General features: G+C 67.4%; 16 protein-coding genes. 1 reads left to right on the top strand and 15 read right to left on the bottom strand.

From position 1 onward, the window contains the following. Positions 1–162: 162 nt before the first annotated feature. The 8 genes from lgt to hisI form a co-directional block, all read right to left on the bottom strand. Positions 163–1,353, bottom strand: a complete 1,191-nt coding sequence (gene lgt, locus ACFV4R_RS15365) for a prolipoprotein diacylglyceryl transferase (RefSeq protein ID WP_377203234.1) — start codon at positions 1,351–1,353, stop codon at positions 163–165. A gap of 4 nt (positions 1,354–1,357) precedes the next feature. Further along, a complete protein-coding gene (gene trpA / locus ACFV4R_RS15360) occupies positions 1,358–2,203 on the bottom strand; it encodes a tryptophan synthase subunit alpha (protein WP_377203233.1) in 846 nt (281 codons plus the stop codon). Continuing rightward, on the bottom strand, positions 2,200–3,528 hold the full coding sequence (gene trpB, locus ACFV4R_RS15355) for a tryptophan synthase subunit beta (protein WP_377203232.1): 1,329 nt from the start codon (positions 3,526–3,528) through the stop codon (positions 2,200–2,202). Before trpB ends, trpA begins: the two co-directional genes overlap by 4 nt. A gap of 122 nt (positions 3,529–3,650) precedes the next feature. Beyond that, entirely contained in the window at positions 3,651–4,472 is an 822-nt protein-coding gene (gene trpC, locus ACFV4R_RS15350; RefSeq protein WP_377203231.1) for an indole-3-glycerol phosphate synthase TrpC, read from the bottom strand. Then, on the bottom strand, positions 4,472–4,759 hold the full coding sequence (locus ACFV4R_RS15345; protein WP_015936888.1) for an HGxxPAAW family protein: 288 nt from the start codon (positions 4,757–4,759) through the stop codon (positions 4,472–4,474). Before ACFV4R_RS15345 ends, trpC begins: the two co-directional genes overlap by 1 nt. Before the next feature lie 106 nt (positions 4,760–4,865). Beyond that, positions 4,866–5,495, bottom strand: coding sequence for a Trp biosynthesis-associated membrane protein (locus ACFV4R_RS15340; RefSeq protein WP_377203230.1), 630 nt, complete (start codon positions 5,493–5,495; stop codon positions 4,866–4,868). Next, positions 5,495–7,054 carry an anthranilate synthase component I gene (locus tag ACFV4R_RS15335; protein WP_377203229.1) on the bottom strand — a complete coding sequence of 520 codons (1,560 nt, stop codon included), beginning with the start codon at positions 7,052–7,054 and terminating at the stop codon, positions 5,495–5,497. Before ACFV4R_RS15335 ends, ACFV4R_RS15340 begins: the two co-directional genes overlap by 1 nt. Positions 7,055–7,161: 107 nt before the next feature. After that, positions 7,162–7,632: a phosphoribosyl-AMP cyclohydrolase gene (hisI, locus tag ACFV4R_RS15330; protein WP_377203228.1), complete on the bottom strand. Its 471-nt coding sequence runs from the start codon at positions 7,630–7,632 to the stop codon at positions 7,162–7,164. 111 nt (positions 7,633–7,743) lie between these two features. Between hisI and ACFV4R_RS15325 the strand changes: the two genes are divergently transcribed. After that, the gene (locus tag ACFV4R_RS15325; protein WP_043794572.1) at positions 7,744–8,388 is read left to right on the top strand and encodes a TIGR03085 family metal-binding protein; all 645 of its coding nucleotides are present in this window, start codon (positions 7,744–7,746) and stop codon (positions 8,386–8,388) included. 72 nt (positions 8,389–8,460) lie between these two features. On the opposite strand, the gene hisF is transcribed toward ACFV4R_RS15325, so the two are convergent. The 7 genes from hisF to ACFV4R_RS15290 all read right to left on the bottom strand — a co-directional run bounded on the left by hisF (position 8,461) and on the right by ACFV4R_RS15290 (position 13,263). Next, entirely contained in the window at positions 8,461–9,237 is a 777-nt protein-coding gene (hisF, locus tag ACFV4R_RS15320; protein WP_377203227.1) for an imidazole glycerol phosphate synthase subunit HisF, read from the bottom strand. Between the two features lie 44 nt (positions 9,238–9,281). Continuing rightward, on the bottom strand, positions 9,282–10,136 hold the full coding sequence (gene hisG, locus ACFV4R_RS15315; RefSeq protein WP_377203226.1) for an ATP phosphoribosyltransferase: 855 nt from the start codon (positions 10,134–10,136) through the stop codon (positions 9,282–9,284). Between the two features lie 89 nt (positions 10,137–10,225). After that, positions 10,226–10,489: a phosphoribosyl-ATP diphosphatase gene (locus ACFV4R_RS15310; RefSeq protein ID WP_015936881.1), complete on the bottom strand. Its 264-nt coding sequence runs from the start codon at positions 10,487–10,489 to the stop codon at positions 10,226–10,228. A gap of 122 nt (positions 10,490–10,611) precedes the next feature. Then, positions 10,612–11,097: a 6,7-dimethyl-8-ribityllumazine synthase gene (ribH, locus tag ACFV4R_RS15305; protein WP_045730399.1), complete on the bottom strand. Its 486-nt coding sequence runs from the start codon at positions 11,095–11,097 to the stop codon at positions 10,612–10,614. A gap of 47 nt (positions 11,098–11,144) precedes the next feature. Then, positions 11,145–11,876, bottom strand: a complete 732-nt coding sequence (gene ribA, locus ACFV4R_RS15300; RefSeq protein WP_091719650.1) for a GTP cyclohydrolase II — start codon at positions 11,874–11,876, stop codon at positions 11,145–11,147. Further along, positions 11,873–12,595: a 3,4-dihydroxy-2-butanone-4-phosphate synthase gene (gene ribB / locus ACFV4R_RS15295; protein WP_377203225.1), complete on the bottom strand. Its 723-nt coding sequence runs from the start codon at positions 12,593–12,595 to the stop codon at positions 11,873–11,875. Before ribB ends, ribA begins: the two co-directional genes overlap by 4 nt. Then, positions 12,592–13,263: a riboflavin synthase gene (locus ACFV4R_RS15290; RefSeq protein WP_377203224.1), complete on the bottom strand. Its 672-nt coding sequence runs from the start codon at positions 13,261–13,263 to the stop codon at positions 12,592–12,594. The genes ribB and ACFV4R_RS15290 overlap by 4 nt, the downstream gene beginning before the upstream one ends. Positions 13,264–13,274 lie beyond the last annotated feature (11 nt).

Raw genomic sequence — 13,274 nt, 5'->3', positions numbered from 1 at the left:
ATTGTAGGTCAGCCCGGCCTGCTGAACTAACAGTTACGCAGGCCCCTGCCCAGGGCCTCACCGGACGGCAGCTCTATGCTGTCCAAGTTCGGCCCCATGCCACGACGTTGTGGTTTCGGGCCCTTCGAGCGGTGGCTCTGCTGCCCTGCCTTGGCCGGCGCCCTACTTGCTGCTGCCGGTTTCCGGTGCCGTTCCGGTGGCCGTGCTGCCGGAGTGTCCGGAAGCCGCTGCGTCCGTGCTCGGCTTGCCGCCGGCCGGTGCTGCCTGGGCCTTCTCCGCGGGGACGGAAGCAGGCCTGGAACCGCTTTGGTTATCAGGGAGATTATCACGCGATTCACTATCTGAGACAACAGAGTCCGCATCACGGACCTCTTCATCTGTGCGCGTGACGCGTTCCGGCGCATCCGCGTCCGCTGGCGTTTCCACCGCTTTGTCCGCGGGCTTCCGTCCCGGAAGGTACACCGTGTCCGGCTCCGTGCGCTTCTTCAGGCCCAGCAGGATGAAGGCCGCCAGCGCCACAACGAAGACCAGGATGCTGGTCCAGACGTTCAGCCGCGTGGTGATCCCGAACAGCGACACCTGCTCGGCATCGTCAATGCGCATCGCCTCGATCCACACACGCCCCAGCGTGTAGTACATCGCGTAAAGCCAGAAGAGCCGGCTGCGGCGGAAGTTGAAGCGGCGGTCCAGGGCGAGCAGGATCACGACGCCGGCAATGTTCCACAGCGATTCGTAAAGGAAGGTGGGGTGGAACAGGGTGTCCGCCGGGACGCCGGCGGGGAAGTTCGGGTTGTCCGCGTCAATCTGCAGTCCCCAGGGCAGGGTGGTGGGTCCACCGAAGAGTTCCTGGTTGAACCAGTTGCCCCAACGGCCCAGGGCCTGGGCCAGCAGCAGACCCGGTGCTGCGGCGTCCAGGAAGGCGGAGAGTTTGACGCCGCTGCGCCGGCAGCCGATCCAGGCACCGACAACTCCGAGCACCACGGCACCCCAGATGCCCAGTCCGCCGCGCTGGATCTGCGGAATTAGCGAGAGGTCTCCGGTGCCGTCGAAACCCGGGCCGAAGTAGGCGTCCGGGGAAGAGAACACGTGGTAGAGCCTGCCGCCGATGATGCCAAAGGGGATGGCCCAGATGACAATGTCCCAGACGCTGCCTTCCGGGGCTCCGCGCTTTGCCCAGCGGACGGACGTAAGCCAGAGGCCCGCGATGATGCCGGCCAGGATGCACAGGGCATAGGCGTGGATGCGGAGGGAACCCCACGGCAGGGGGATGTCGAATCCGGACCAGCCGGGGCTGGGGATGCTGGCGGGAACGAGGGTGGGCGCCAGTTCAACGGCGGCGAGGAGGGCCTGCATCCGCTTAGGCTTCTTCCCCGGCGTTGCCGGTTTCCCGCGCCAGGCCGGTGCTGAGGTCCTTGGTGAGGGCCGCGACGGCGTCAACACCGCCGTCGCGCACGGCTGCCACCAGTGCGGTGCCCACGATGACGCCTTCGGCGTACGCAGCGATCTCGCGGACCTGGTCGGCGGTGGAGACACCCAGTCCGACGCAGACCCGCTCGGCGCCGGCGGCGTGGGCGGCCGACACGACGTCCTTGGCGGCGGAGCTCACGGAGGTGCGCGCTCCGGTGACGCCCATGATGGACACGGCGTAGACGAAGCCGCGGCTGGCGTCGACGGTGCGCTGCATACGCTCGGCGGTGGACGACGGCGCTACCAGGAACACCCGGTCCAGGCCGTACTTGTCGGACGCTTCAAACCATTCGGCGGCTTCGTCCGGAATCAGGTCCGGCGTGATGAGCCCTGCTCCCCCGGCCTCGGCGAGGCGCCGGGAGAATTCGTCCACGCCCATCCGGACCACTGGGTTCCAGTAGGTCATGACCAGGACGGCGGCATCGGTCTTGCTGGTGATGCCTTCCACGACGTCGAAGACCTGCCGGACGTGGAAGCCGTTGGCCAGGGCCTCGGTGGTGGCGGCCTGGATGACCTGGCCGTCCATGACGGGGTCCGAGTACGGGATGCCGATCTCGATCAGGTCCGCGCCGTTATCGGCCAGCGCGATGCCGGCGGCAATGGTCTGCTCCACGGTGGGGTACCCGGCGGGGAGGTAGCCGATCAGTGCGGCGCGGCCTTCGGCGCGGGCCTTGTCGATGGCTGCTGCGGACTTGCTGGTGGTCTGTGCCTTGTTGGCCGCCTGTGCGCTGCTCACAGCTGTTCCCCTTCTTTGCCGATTTCCGATTCGGCGGAATCCTTGTCCAGCAGGTCGAACCATTCAGCCGCGGTGGCCACGTCCTTGTCACCGCGTCCGGAGAGGTTGATGATGATGATCTTGTCCGCGGCAGATTCGCCGGCTTCAGCCGCTTCGGCGGCGAGACGCTGGCCCACCTTGATGCCGCCGGCCAGGGCATGGGCCGACTCGATGGCGGGGATGATGCCCTCGGTGCGGCACAGGACGCGGAACGCTTCCATTGCCTCACTGTCGGTGATGGGCTCGTAGCTGACCCGGCCAATGTCGGACAGGTAGGAGTGCTCCGGTCCGACGCCGGGGTAGTCCAGTCCGGCGGAGATGGAGTGGGACTCGATGGTCTGGCCGTCGTCGTCCTGCATGAGGTAGGAACGGGCGCCGTGCAGGACGCCGGGCTTGCCGAGCGTGATGGTGGCGGCGTGCCGTCCGGTTTCGACGCCGTCGCCGCCGGCTTCGAAGCCATAGATCCTGACGGACGGGTCGTCGAGGAAGCCATGGAAAATGCCGATGGCGTTGGAACCGCCGCCGATGCAGGCGCAGACGGCGTCCGGAAGGCGGCCGGTCTGCTCAAGGATCTGGGCGCGGGCTTCCTCGCCAATGACCTCGTGGAAGTAGCGGACCATGGCGGGGAACGGGTGGGCGCCCGCGGCGGTGCCCAGCAGGTAGTGGGTGTTTGCCACGTTGGCCACCCAGTCGCGGAGGGCCTCGTTAATGGCGTCCTTCAGGGTCTGCGAGCCGCTGGTGACGGGGATGACCGTTGCGCCGAGCAGCTCCATGCGGGCCACGTTGAGCGCCTGGCGGCGGCAGTCCTCGGCGCCCATGTAAACGACGCACTCGAGTCCCAGCAGGGCTGCGGCCGTCGCGCTGGCAACGCCGTGCTGCCCCGCGCCGGTCTCGGCGATGATGCGGGTCTTGCCCATCCGCTTGGCCAGCAGCGCCTGCCCCAGGACGTTGTTGATCTTGTGCGAACCGGTGTGGTTCAGGTCTTCGCGCTTGAGGAAGACGCGGACTCCCCCAGCGTGCTCTGAGAAGCGCTTCGCTTCGGTGAGCAGCGAGGGCCGGCCGGAGTAGTTCTTGTTCAGGTCTGCGATCTGCGCCCTGAAATCTGGATCGTTCCTGGCCTTGTCGAAGGTTTCCTCGAGCTCGTCCAGGGCAGCGATGAGCGATTCAGGCATCCAGCGTCCGCCGAAGGACCCGAAGTACGGCCCCGGGGCGTGCCGGAGGGAGCCGTCCTGCAGGAATGCTTCTGCGGCTTTGTTGTCAGCGTTTCCTGAAGGTGCGTCGGCCATCAGTCCCGTCCTGTTCCAGTAGTTCGATCAAAGTATGGGTCCGGGCTGGGCCGCCCGGACCGTTGTACCGCGCCCACGGACCGGCTGCGGCAGCCCCGCGGGCGCCGTCAGTCGTGTGCCGGTCAGCCCCGGGCCGCGATGGCGGCGGCACCGGCGGCGGTGAACTCCGCGATGCGCTCCAACGGCGTGGAATGGCTGACCAGGGCCTCGCCCACCAGGATGGCGTTGGCGCCGCTGGCCGCGTAGTGCGTGACGTCATCCACGTCGCGGACCCCGGACTCGGCCACCACCACTGCGCCGGCCGGAATCCGGCCCGTAAGTGAGGCGAAAACGGACCGGTCGACGTCGAGCGTCTTCAGGTTGCGCACGTTGACGCCGATGATGCGGGCGTTTGCCGCGGCGGCACGGTCGATTTCCTCTTCCGTGTGCGTTTCCACGAGGACGTTCATGCCGAGCTCGTGGCTGAGCGCGCTGAAATCAGCCAGTTGGGCGTCGGACAGCGCTGCGACGATCAGGAGGATCAGGTCCGCACCGTGCGCCCGGGCTTCCCAGATCTGGTACTCATCCAGGGTGAAGTCCTTGCGCAGCAGCGGGATGTCGACGGCGGCGCGGACGGCATCAAGGTCGGCAAGGGAGCCATTGAACCGGCGCTGTTCGGTGAGGACACTGATGACGGCGGCACCGCCCTCGGCGTACTGCCGTGCGAGGGAGGCCGGATCGCCGATACTGGCGAGGTCCCCCTTAGAGGGGCTCCGCCGCTTGATTTCGGCGATGACCTTGAGTTGGTCGCGCGACGGTGAGGGTCCGCCCAGTGCCGCCCATGCGTCACGGGCGGGCGCAGCAGCCTGCGCGAGGTCCTTCAGTTCAGCCAGGGAAACGAGCCGCTTCCTGGCCTCCATATCCTCCCGGACACCGGCGTTGATGTCGTCGAGAACAGTTGCCATCAGTGGCCGGAGTTCTTGAGCTTGCTGCCCTCGACGCCGTAACCTGCCTTGCGCATGACGTAACCGAGGAGCAGGCCCACCACCATGACCACGCCACCTGCAATGAAGATGGGGGTGTTGGCGATGACGAAGGCGATGGACATGATGAGTGCACCGACGAGCATGACGATGACGCAGGTCCATGCGGCGGGGCTGTTGCCGTGGCCCAGCTCCTGGCTGTGGTCAATGGCGCCCGGGGCTACCTGGCGGGTGCCGGACTTGGAAACGGACGCAGGTGCTTTGCTCATGGAAAATCTCCTCAGGGTGGATACTGCTTACATTCTGCCATTTTTTGGCCGGTGATCCGGAACCGGCCCGCTGCCCTGCGGCCCGGACCGACGGCCATCTGCCGGATCAGGTGGGGTCGTCGCCGCGCGAGAGCCTGTCCCAGCTGTCGATCTCATCCACGGGGCCGCTGGCCGCCGCGGTTCCGGCCACGGCGCGGGCGTCATATTTGGTCCGTGCGGCCCAGTGGCGGGACGCAGGAAGGATCAGCAGCCCGCCCAGGGCAAGGAGGCAACCGGCCACGACGGCGAGCACCGGGAAAGCGGTGACCGCCACCTGGGCCTGGGTGCCGGTGACGCCCGTCGCCGCGCCGATGGATCCCTGCGAAGCTGCCAGCGGGTCGGCCAGAACCGTCCCCGCCGCAGCGACGATGCCGGCCGAGGCCAGGAGGATGATGGCGGCAATGATCCAGCGGGCGATCCTGCCGGCGATGGATGCGGCGAGCCCGCCTGCCAGGGCCACCAGGGCCAGGGCTGTCACCGCGGTGGCAGCCTGGCTGCCTTGGACCTGCAACGGCTCCTGCCCCGCGCCGGCCTGGCTGGGGTCCAGGGCGACGGTCATCCACGTCTGGGTGGTGGTGCCGAAGACAGCCAGCGCAAGGACGGCGATGAGCAGCACCACAGTGGACTTGCGCGCCCACGCCGGAGCTGCCTTCCGGGTTTTCACTGCCTGGTCCGGTACGGGGCTCGGGTCAGGCATCAGGAATCGCCGCCGGGCAGGGAGTCGGCCGTGATGTCATGAAGGGAACCGGCGGTGTGCACTGCCCGCAGTGGGGCGGCAGCCTTGTTGACGGTCTCGAGTGCTTCGGTGGGGTTCACGGAGTCTGCCACGATGCCGCCGCCGGCCTGGACATAGGCCCGGCCTTCCCTGACCAGGGCGGAGCGGATGGCGATGGCCATGTCCATGTCCCCGGCGAAGTCCAGGTAGCCCACCACACCGCCGTAGATGCCGCGGCGGTGCGGTTCCAGCTCGTCGAGCAGGCGCAGCGCCCGCGGCTTGGGGGCGCCGGAAAGCGTACCGGCCGGGAATGTCGCCTTCAGGACGTCGTAGGCTTTCGCAACCGGTGACAGCTGGCCCACCACGGTGGATACCAGGTGCATGATGTGGCTGAAGCGCTCCACTTCCATGAACTGGGTGACGTCAACGGTTCCGGCAACGCAGACCTTGGAGAGGTCATTGCGCGAGAGGTCCACCAGCATGAGGTGTTCGGCGCGTTCCTTCTGGTCCGCGAGCAGTTCCTCCGCCAGGGCCTTATCAGCCTCGACCGTCTTACCTCGGGGCCGGGACCCGGCGATGGGGTGCGTGATGACCTCTTCGCCGGTGACCGTCACCAGGGCTTCGGGTGAGGACCCCACGATGGAGTACTCCCGGCCGTCGGCGTCTTCGAGGCTGAAGATATACATGTACGGGCTGGGGTTGGTGTTGCGCAGCACGCGGTACACATCCAGCGCGGAGGCCTTGCACTCCATTTCGAACCGGCGCGAGATGACCACCTGGAACACTTCGCCGTCAACGATAGCTTCCTTGCCCCGGTCAAGCGCCGCCAGGTAGTCGTTTTCATCCCAGCGTTCCTGGACACTGGAGGCAAAGTCCAGGGCGGCGGGGGCAAGCACCGAGACCGGCTGCACCACGGGGGTGCTGACCTTGGCCAGGAGCGCCTTGACCCGTGCCACGGCATCGTGCCAGGCCTCGTCCACGCGCTCGGTGCTGTTGTCGAAGTTGATGGCGTTGGCGATCAGCAGGACAGTACCGTCCACGTTGTCGTGCACGGCCATGTCGGTGACCAGGTTGAGCGCCATCTCCGGCAGGTGGAGGTCATCCTCGGGAGGGCTCACCAGCCGCTCCCAGTGCCGCACGGTTTCCCAACCGAGGAAGCCCACCAGCCCGGACGTGAAGGGGGGCAAGCGGTCGAACCGGTCCGTGCGGAGGGCATCGATGGTGTCACGGATGGCGTCCACGGGGCTGCCGTCCACGGGTACGCCTGCCGGCGGTTCGCCCAGCCAGTGCGCCTGGCCGTCCATGGTGGTGAGGGTGGCACGGGAATTCGCGCCGATGAAGGAGTAGCGGGACCACGTGCCGCCCACGGCAGCGGATTCCATCAGGAACGTGCCGGGCTGGCCCTGCGCCAGCTTGCGGTACAGGCCGATGGGGGTTTCGGCGTCCGCCAGCACCTTCAGTCGTACCGGAATGACCCGGCTGTGGCCGGCCAGCTCCCGGAATTCCTCAAGGCTGGGGCTGATGGTTCCAAGGTCCTGCATGGCTATGCTTTTCCGCCTGTTCTTAGAAGGGCCGGCTGCGCCGGGCGCCTGAAGTTCTTCGGGGAGCCGGTCTCCCCTTTCGGCCGGGTGGGCCTGCGGAGCCGGGCTCAGTCGTTGGCCGCGGTCACCACGGCCAGGTCCCTGCCGTCGAAGCAGGTCCTGGTGCCGGTGTGGCAGGCGGCACCCACCTGGTCCACCCGCACCAGCAAGGCGTCGCCGTCGCAATCCATGGCTACGGACTTGACCCACTGGACGTGGCCGGACGTATCGCCCTTGCGCCAGTACTCCTGGCGGGACCGGGAGTAGAAGGTGACCCTGCCGGTGGTCATGGTCCGGTGCAGCGCCTCGTCATCCATCCAGCCGAGCATGAGGACCTCGTTGGTGTCGTACTGCTGCACGACGGCGGCCACCAGGCCTGCGTTGTCACGCTTCAGCGCGGCGGCAAGCGCCGCCGGAAGGGGGCTCGCCGGTGCGGAGGTTTCCGGAGCGCCCCCGGCAGCGCCGGGCAAGGCAACGCCGGGCAGGGCGGCACCGGTGGTTTGGGCGGCGGTTTGTACGGGGGCAGGCTGCTCAGACATCAGGTCAAGTCTAGTGCCTTGGCCACAGCCGGACCCGATGTGAACAACGGCACGCCGGCCGCAGGGGCCGTGCTGCCCAAGTTCGGGCCTCTCATGCTAGTTTTCCAAGTGATGCATTTCGTCGAACCGTCCCGAGAAGTCCTGGCCGAAACCCTGCTTGCGGCCGGCCCTGACGCGCCCACGCTCTGCAAGGGGTGGCGCACCAGGGACCTCGCCGCGCACCTTTACCTGCGTGAGCGGAAGGCTGCCGTGGGGCTTGGCCTGATCATCAAGCGGTTGGCCAAAGCCTCAGACCAGGCCACAGCGAAACTGGCTGCGAAGCTGACCAACACCGAGGACTACGCCGGCCTGGTCAATACCTTCCGCGCCGGTCCCCCGGCACTCTCCCCGATGAGCATCAGGGCATTGGATGAGAGTGCCAACCTGATCGAGTACTTCGTCCACACCGAGGATGTCCGCCGGGCCGTCGACCGCTGGGCGCCCCGCGCCCTCGACGAGGCCTACTCCGACGCGCTCTGGGATGAACTCGTCAAGCGGGCAGCCATCCTGTACCGCGGCGTGGATCTGGGCATCGTGCTGGTCCGGCCGTCGGGTCCCCGCCACGTGGCCAAGCGCGCACCGGTATCGGTGGCCATCGTTGGCGAGCCGGGCGAACTGCTGATGCACGCCCACGGCCGCACCCGCCACGCCCTGGTCACCTTCGAAGGCCAACCGGACGCCGTCGCGCTCCTGCAGTCAGCAGAAGTCGGCCTTTAACCCACTCGCGCCATCAGTTGGTGTCGCTAAGAGCGCCTCTTAACAACCCCAACTGACAGCGCAACGGGAGGGTCAGCGGACCTCGAAGCCGGCGTTCCTGATGGCGTCCTTGACCTGGTGCATCATGTCGTTCGGGCCCCAGTGGAAGATCGAGGCGGCCAGGACGGCGTCTGCCCCCGCCGCGACAGCGGGCGGGAAGTGTGCGGGTTCCCCGGCGCCGCCCGAGGCGATCAGCGGCACCTTGACGGCGGCGCGGACCATCCGGATCATTTCCAGGTCGAAGCCGTCCTTGGTTCCGTCCGCATCGATGGAGTTCAGCAGGATTTCGCCCACCCCGCGGTCGGCTGCCTCCTTGGCCCACTCGATTGCGTCGATTCCGGTGCCGGTCCGCCCGCCGTGCGTGGTCACTTCGAAGCCCGAGGCGGTCGGCTTGGATCCGGCACGGGTGCGGCGGGCGTCCACGGACAGGACGAGGACCTGGGAACCGAAGTGCCGGGTGATCTCGTCAATGACGTCCGGGCGGGCGACGGCGGCGGTGTTGATGGCTGCCTTGTCCGCGCCGAACCGCAGGAGCTTGTCCACCTCGGCCACGCCGCGGACGCCGCCGCCAACGCACAGCGGGATGAAGACTTCCTCGGCGGTGCGGCGGACCACGTCGAAGGTGGTCTCGCGGTTGCCTGAGGACGCCGTGACGTCGAGGAACGTCAGTTCGTCGGCCCCCGCATTGTCGTAGCGGTGGGCCAGCTCAACGGGGTCGCCGGCGTCGCGGAGGCCCTCGAAGTTGACGCCCTTGACGACGCGACCGGCGTCAACATCAAGGCAGGGAATGACGCGGACTGCTACTGCCATGGGTACTCCTGGAGAAATCTGCGGTGCTGTGTGGGGTTCCGGCGCTAAATCCGGCAGGCGTGGATGCTGCTGACCAGGATGGCCCGTGCACCGAGATCGTACAGTTCGTCCATGATCCGGTTGGTTTCCTTCTTCGGCACCATGGACCGGACGGCCACCCAGTCGGAGTCGCGCAGCGGTGACACCGTGGGCGATTCCAGCCCGGGGGTCAGGGCAGCCGCTTTTTCCACCAGTTCCTTGCGGATGTCGTAGTCCATGAGGACGTACTGGCGGGCCACCAGGACACCCTGGAGGCGGCGGATGAGGACGTCGACTTCCTTGGCGGTACCGTTGGTTGTCCCGCCGGTGCGGCGGATCAGGACGGCCTCGGACTTGAGGATGGGGTCGCCGAAGATTTCCATCCCGGCGGCCTTGAGGGTGTTGCCCGTTTCCACGACGTCAGCGATGGCGTCGGCGACACCCAGGCGGACTGAGGACTCCACGGCGCCGTCAAGGCGTACCACATTGGCGTTGATGCCGCGTTCGGCAAGGTAGCCGCGGAGCAGGCCGTCGTAGCTGGTGGCGAGGCGCTTGCCGTCGAGTTCTTCGGCGGAGGCAAAGTCGCCCACGGGTCCGGCGAACCGGAAGGTGGAGGCTGCGAACCCCAGCGGAAGCAGTTCTTCGGCTTCCACCTCGGCGTCCAGCAGGAGGTCGCGGCCGGTGATGCCGACGTCGAGGGTCCCCCGGCCCACGTACACGGCGATGTCGCGCGGGCGGAGGAAGAAGAACTCGATGTCGTTATCCGGGTCCACCATGACCAGTTCGCGGCTGTCGCGACGCTGGCGGTATCCCGCCTCGGACAGCATCGCGGAGGCGGCTTCGGACAGGGATCCCTTGTTGGGGACGGCAACTCGGAGCATGGGGGTGTTCTTTCTGGATGGAATGTCTAGGGGTTCAGGCAGTGCTGGCCACGGCTGGACCGGCGGCAGGACGCGCGCCGGGCTGGTGGCTACAGATGCTTGTAGACGTCTTCCAGGGTCAGGCCTTTGGCGAGCATCAGAACCTGCAGGTGGTACAGCAGCTGGGAAATTTCCTCGGCCGCGGCTTCATCGGATTCATATTCGGCAGCCATCCAGACTTCGGCTGCTTCCTCAACGACTTTCTTACCGATGCCGTGCACACCGGAGTCCAATTCAGCGACGGTGCGGGAGCCTTCCGGGCGGGTGGCTGCCTTCTCGCTGAGCTCAGCGAACAGCGTCTCGAAATTCTTCACGCCCTCCAGCCTACTTGCTGCGGCACGGCGGGCGCTTCCCGGGCCGTTCCATGACGGACGCGATGTGAGCGAATACACACCGCGCCCGCCATTGGCTTTCGGTACTGCCTGGTGCCTGTCGGCTACGTGTACTGCTTGAGGACGACGGCGGTGGCCAGTGCCGCGGTGACGGCCTCGTGCCCCTTGTCTTCCTTGGAGCCGGGGAGGCCGGCGCGGTCCAGGCCCTGCTGTTCGGTGTCGCAGGTGAGGACGCCGAAGCCCACCGGCACCCCGGTGCGGACGCTGACGTCGGTGAGTCCCGACGTCGCGGCCTGGCAGACGTACTCGAAGTGCGGGGTACCGCCACGGATGACGACGCCGAGCGCCACCACGGCGTCGAAGTGCGGTGCCAGGCGTGCGGCCGCTACCGGGAGCTCAAAGCTGCCGGGTACGCGGATGACCGTGGGTTCGTTGATGCCGGCGTCCTTGGCCGCGCGCAGGGCGCCGTCCAGGAGGCCGTCCATGATCTGGGTGTGCCAGCTGGCCGCGACGATCGCGAGCCGGAGCTGCGACGTTTCGGCCGGGTTGAGGGTGGTGAGGTCGATATCGGGGGCGCCGTGTCCGCTCATGGGTGCGAGGTGTCCGTTCAGTCTGGTGGTTCAGTGGTGTGGTCAGGTCAGTCTTGTTCGTGGCGGAACGGACCGTCAGGGCCCGGTACCGGCACGGGGTCGGCCCCGGTGTCCAGCAACAGCCGGTGTTCCATGCGGTCCTTCTTGGTCCGCAGGTACCGGATGTTCTGCTCGCGGGAGGGCACCTCGGTGGGAACCATCTCCACCACCTTGACGCCGGCCTTGGCCAGCCGGTTCTGCTTGTCCGGGTTGTTGCTGAGGAGCCGGACCTCGTGCAGGCCCATTTCGGCGAGCACCTGAGCGGCGGCCTTATAGCAGCGCGCATCCACCGGCAGGCCCAGCTGTTCGTTGGCCTCTACAGTGTCGAAGCCGGCTTCCTGCAGCGCGTAGGCCTTGATCTTGTTGGCCAGGCCGATGCCGCGGCCTTCCTGGCCGCGCAGGTACAGCAGGGTGCCGCCGTGTTCATGGATCAGTTCCAGGGCGTAGGCCAGCTGTTCGCCACAGTCGCAACGGTATGAGCCGAAGACGTCACCGGTCAGGCATTCCGAGTGCAGCCGCACCAGCGGCGCCTTTCCGTCGCTGGGCGGGTTGGGCGAACTGACGGCGAGGTGTTCCACGCCGGTCACAAGGTCGGTCCATGCCTGCGCCACAAAGTCACCGAAGGCGGTGGGAAGCTGCACAATGGGACCGCCGCTGACGGGGTGTGGAGCCCCACCGTTGCCGGTGTGGTGCTTCCGGTGACCGTTCTGGCTGTCGTCGCTGGCTGCCGATGCCGTCATCGCTTCTCCTTTTCTCCGCCCGGAACAATCCGGACATTCTGATCCAGGCCTCCCCCGGTCCCGGCTTCAAGATACGCCACCAGGTCCTCGATGGAGACCAAAGGGCACCCATGTTCCGCTGCGAACGAACGGAGCCCGTCCAGGCGCATCATCTCACCGTCGTCGTACACCACCTCCGCGATGACGCCGACCGGCTCAAGTCCCGCCAGGCGGCACAGGTCCACCGCGGCCTCGGTGTGGCCCTGGCGCTCCCGCACACCTCCGTCAACCGCACGGAGCGGAAAAATATGCCCCGGGCGGGTCACTGAAGCGGGGAGGGCCTGCGGATCCGCGAGGACGCGTGCCGTGAGGGCGCGGTCCGTGGCGGAGATGCCGGTGCTGACACCAATGGCGGCGTCGCAGGACACCGTGTAGGCGGTGCCTTTGGCGTCCTCGTTGACTGCCGTCATGGGCGGGAGTTCCAGGGCGTCTGCCCGCTCCCCCGTCAACGGCACGCAGATGACGCCGGAGCTGTAGCGGATGGTCCAGCCCATCAGCGCGGGCGTGGCATGCTGGGCTGCGAAGATGATGTCGCCTTCGTTTTCCCGGTCCTCATTGTCCACCACGAGCACCGGCCTTCCCGCCGCCATGGCGCGGACGGCGTCCCCGATGGAATCCAGTCCGCGGGTGGGAACCACTGCCGGCACGGCTCCGGGTTCCAGGCGGGCAGTCCCGTTCACAGGGCACCACCCGGTGCTCCCGCAACGGTGCCCCCGGTCTCGGTGCCGCCGGTACCAACGGTGCGGAATGCGAGCAGCCGTTCGGTGTACTTGGCGAGGACGTCCACTTCCAGGTTGACCCGGCTTCCGGTGGTCTTGGTGCCGAGACCGGTCTCTGCCAGGGTAGTGGGGATCAGTCCCACTTCGAACCAGGGCTGTTCCTCCGCGGCGGCGCTGACGGCCGTCACGGTGAGGGAGACGCCGTCGATGGCGATGGAGCCCTTCTCGGCGATGTAGCGGGCCAGGTTGGCGGGTACTCCGAAGCGGAGCCGCTCCCAGTTGCCCTGCGGCTCGCGTTCCAGGAGGACGCCGACGCCGTCCACGTGGCCCTGCACCACGTGGCCGTCCAGCCTCCCTCCTGCGGGGACGCACCGTTCCAGGTTGACGGCGTCCCCGGCGGCCAGCTCGCCGATGGTGCTCCTGACCAGGGTTTCGCCCATGACGTCAACGCTGAATTCCTTGCCGTCGATGTCCGTGGCGGTGAGGCAGACGCCGTTGACGGCGATGGAGCCGCCCAGGGCCAGTCCCTCGGTGGTGCCGGGGGCGCGGAGCCGGACGGTGGCGCTGGTATCGCCGTCGCGCTCAACGGCGAGCACCTCTCCCTGTTCGGCGATAATTCCGGTAAACATCAGTAGCCTCC

Source organism: Pseudarthrobacter sp. NPDC059871 (assembly GCF_042731175.1).
Classification (GTDB): Bacteria; Actinomycetota; Actinomycetes; order Actinomycetales; family Micrococcaceae; genus Arthrobacter.
The sequence above is the reverse complement of the archived record's forward strand: the minus strand, read 5'-3'. Positions and strand labels throughout refer to the sequence as shown.

Excerpts from the sequence above, each read along its gene's own strand:
- ACFV4R_RS15290 (WP_377203224.1), bottom strand. The coding sequence starts at position 13,263 with ATGTTTACCGGAATTATCGCCGAACAGGGAGAGGTGCTCGCCGTTGAG.
- hisF (WP_377203227.1), bottom strand. The coding sequence starts at position 9,237 with ATGGCAGTAGCAGTCCGCGTCATTCCCTGCCTTGATGTTGACGCCGGT.
- ACFV4R_RS15340 (WP_377203230.1), bottom strand. The coding sequence starts at position 5,495 with ATGCCTGACCCGAGCCCCGTACCGGACCAGGCAGTGAAAACCCGGAAG.
- ribA (WP_091719650.1), bottom strand. The coding sequence starts at position 11,876 with ATGACGGCATCGGCAGCCAGCGACGACAGCCAGAACGGTCACCGGAAG.
- ACFV4R_RS15325 (WP_043794572.1), top strand. The coding sequence starts at position 7,744 with ATGCATTTCGTCGAACCGTCCCGAGAAGTCCTGGCCGAAACCCTGCTT.
- ACFV4R_RS15335 (WP_377203229.1), bottom strand. The coding sequence starts at position 7,054 with ATGCAGGACCTTGGAACCATCAGCCCCAGCCTTGAGGAATTCCGGGAG.
- hisG (WP_377203226.1), bottom strand. The coding sequence starts at position 10,136 with ATGCTCCGAGTTGCCGTCCCCAACAAGGGATCCCTGTCCGAAGCCGCC.
- ACFV4R_RS15345 (WP_015936888.1), bottom strand. The coding sequence starts at position 4,759 with ATGAGCAAAGCACCTGCGTCCGTTTCCAAGTCCGGCACCCGCCAGGTA.
- trpB (WP_377203232.1), bottom strand. The coding sequence starts at position 3,528 with ATGGCCGACGCACCTTCAGGAAACGCTGACAACAAAGCCGCAGAAGCA.
- hisI (WP_377203228.1), bottom strand. The coding sequence starts at position 7,632 with ATGTCTGAGCAGCCTGCCCCCGTACAAACCGCCGCCCAAACCACCGGT.
- ribH (WP_045730399.1), bottom strand. The coding sequence starts at position 11,097 with ATGAGCGGACACGGCGCCCCCGATATCGACCTCACCACCCTCAACCCG.
- lgt (WP_377203234.1), bottom strand. The coding sequence starts at position 1,353 with ATGCAGGCCCTCCTCGCCGCCGTTGAACTGGCGCCCACCCTCGTTCCC.
- trpC (WP_377203231.1), bottom strand. The coding sequence starts at position 4,472 with ATGGCAACTGTTCTCGACGACATCAACGCCGGTGTCCGGGAGGATATG.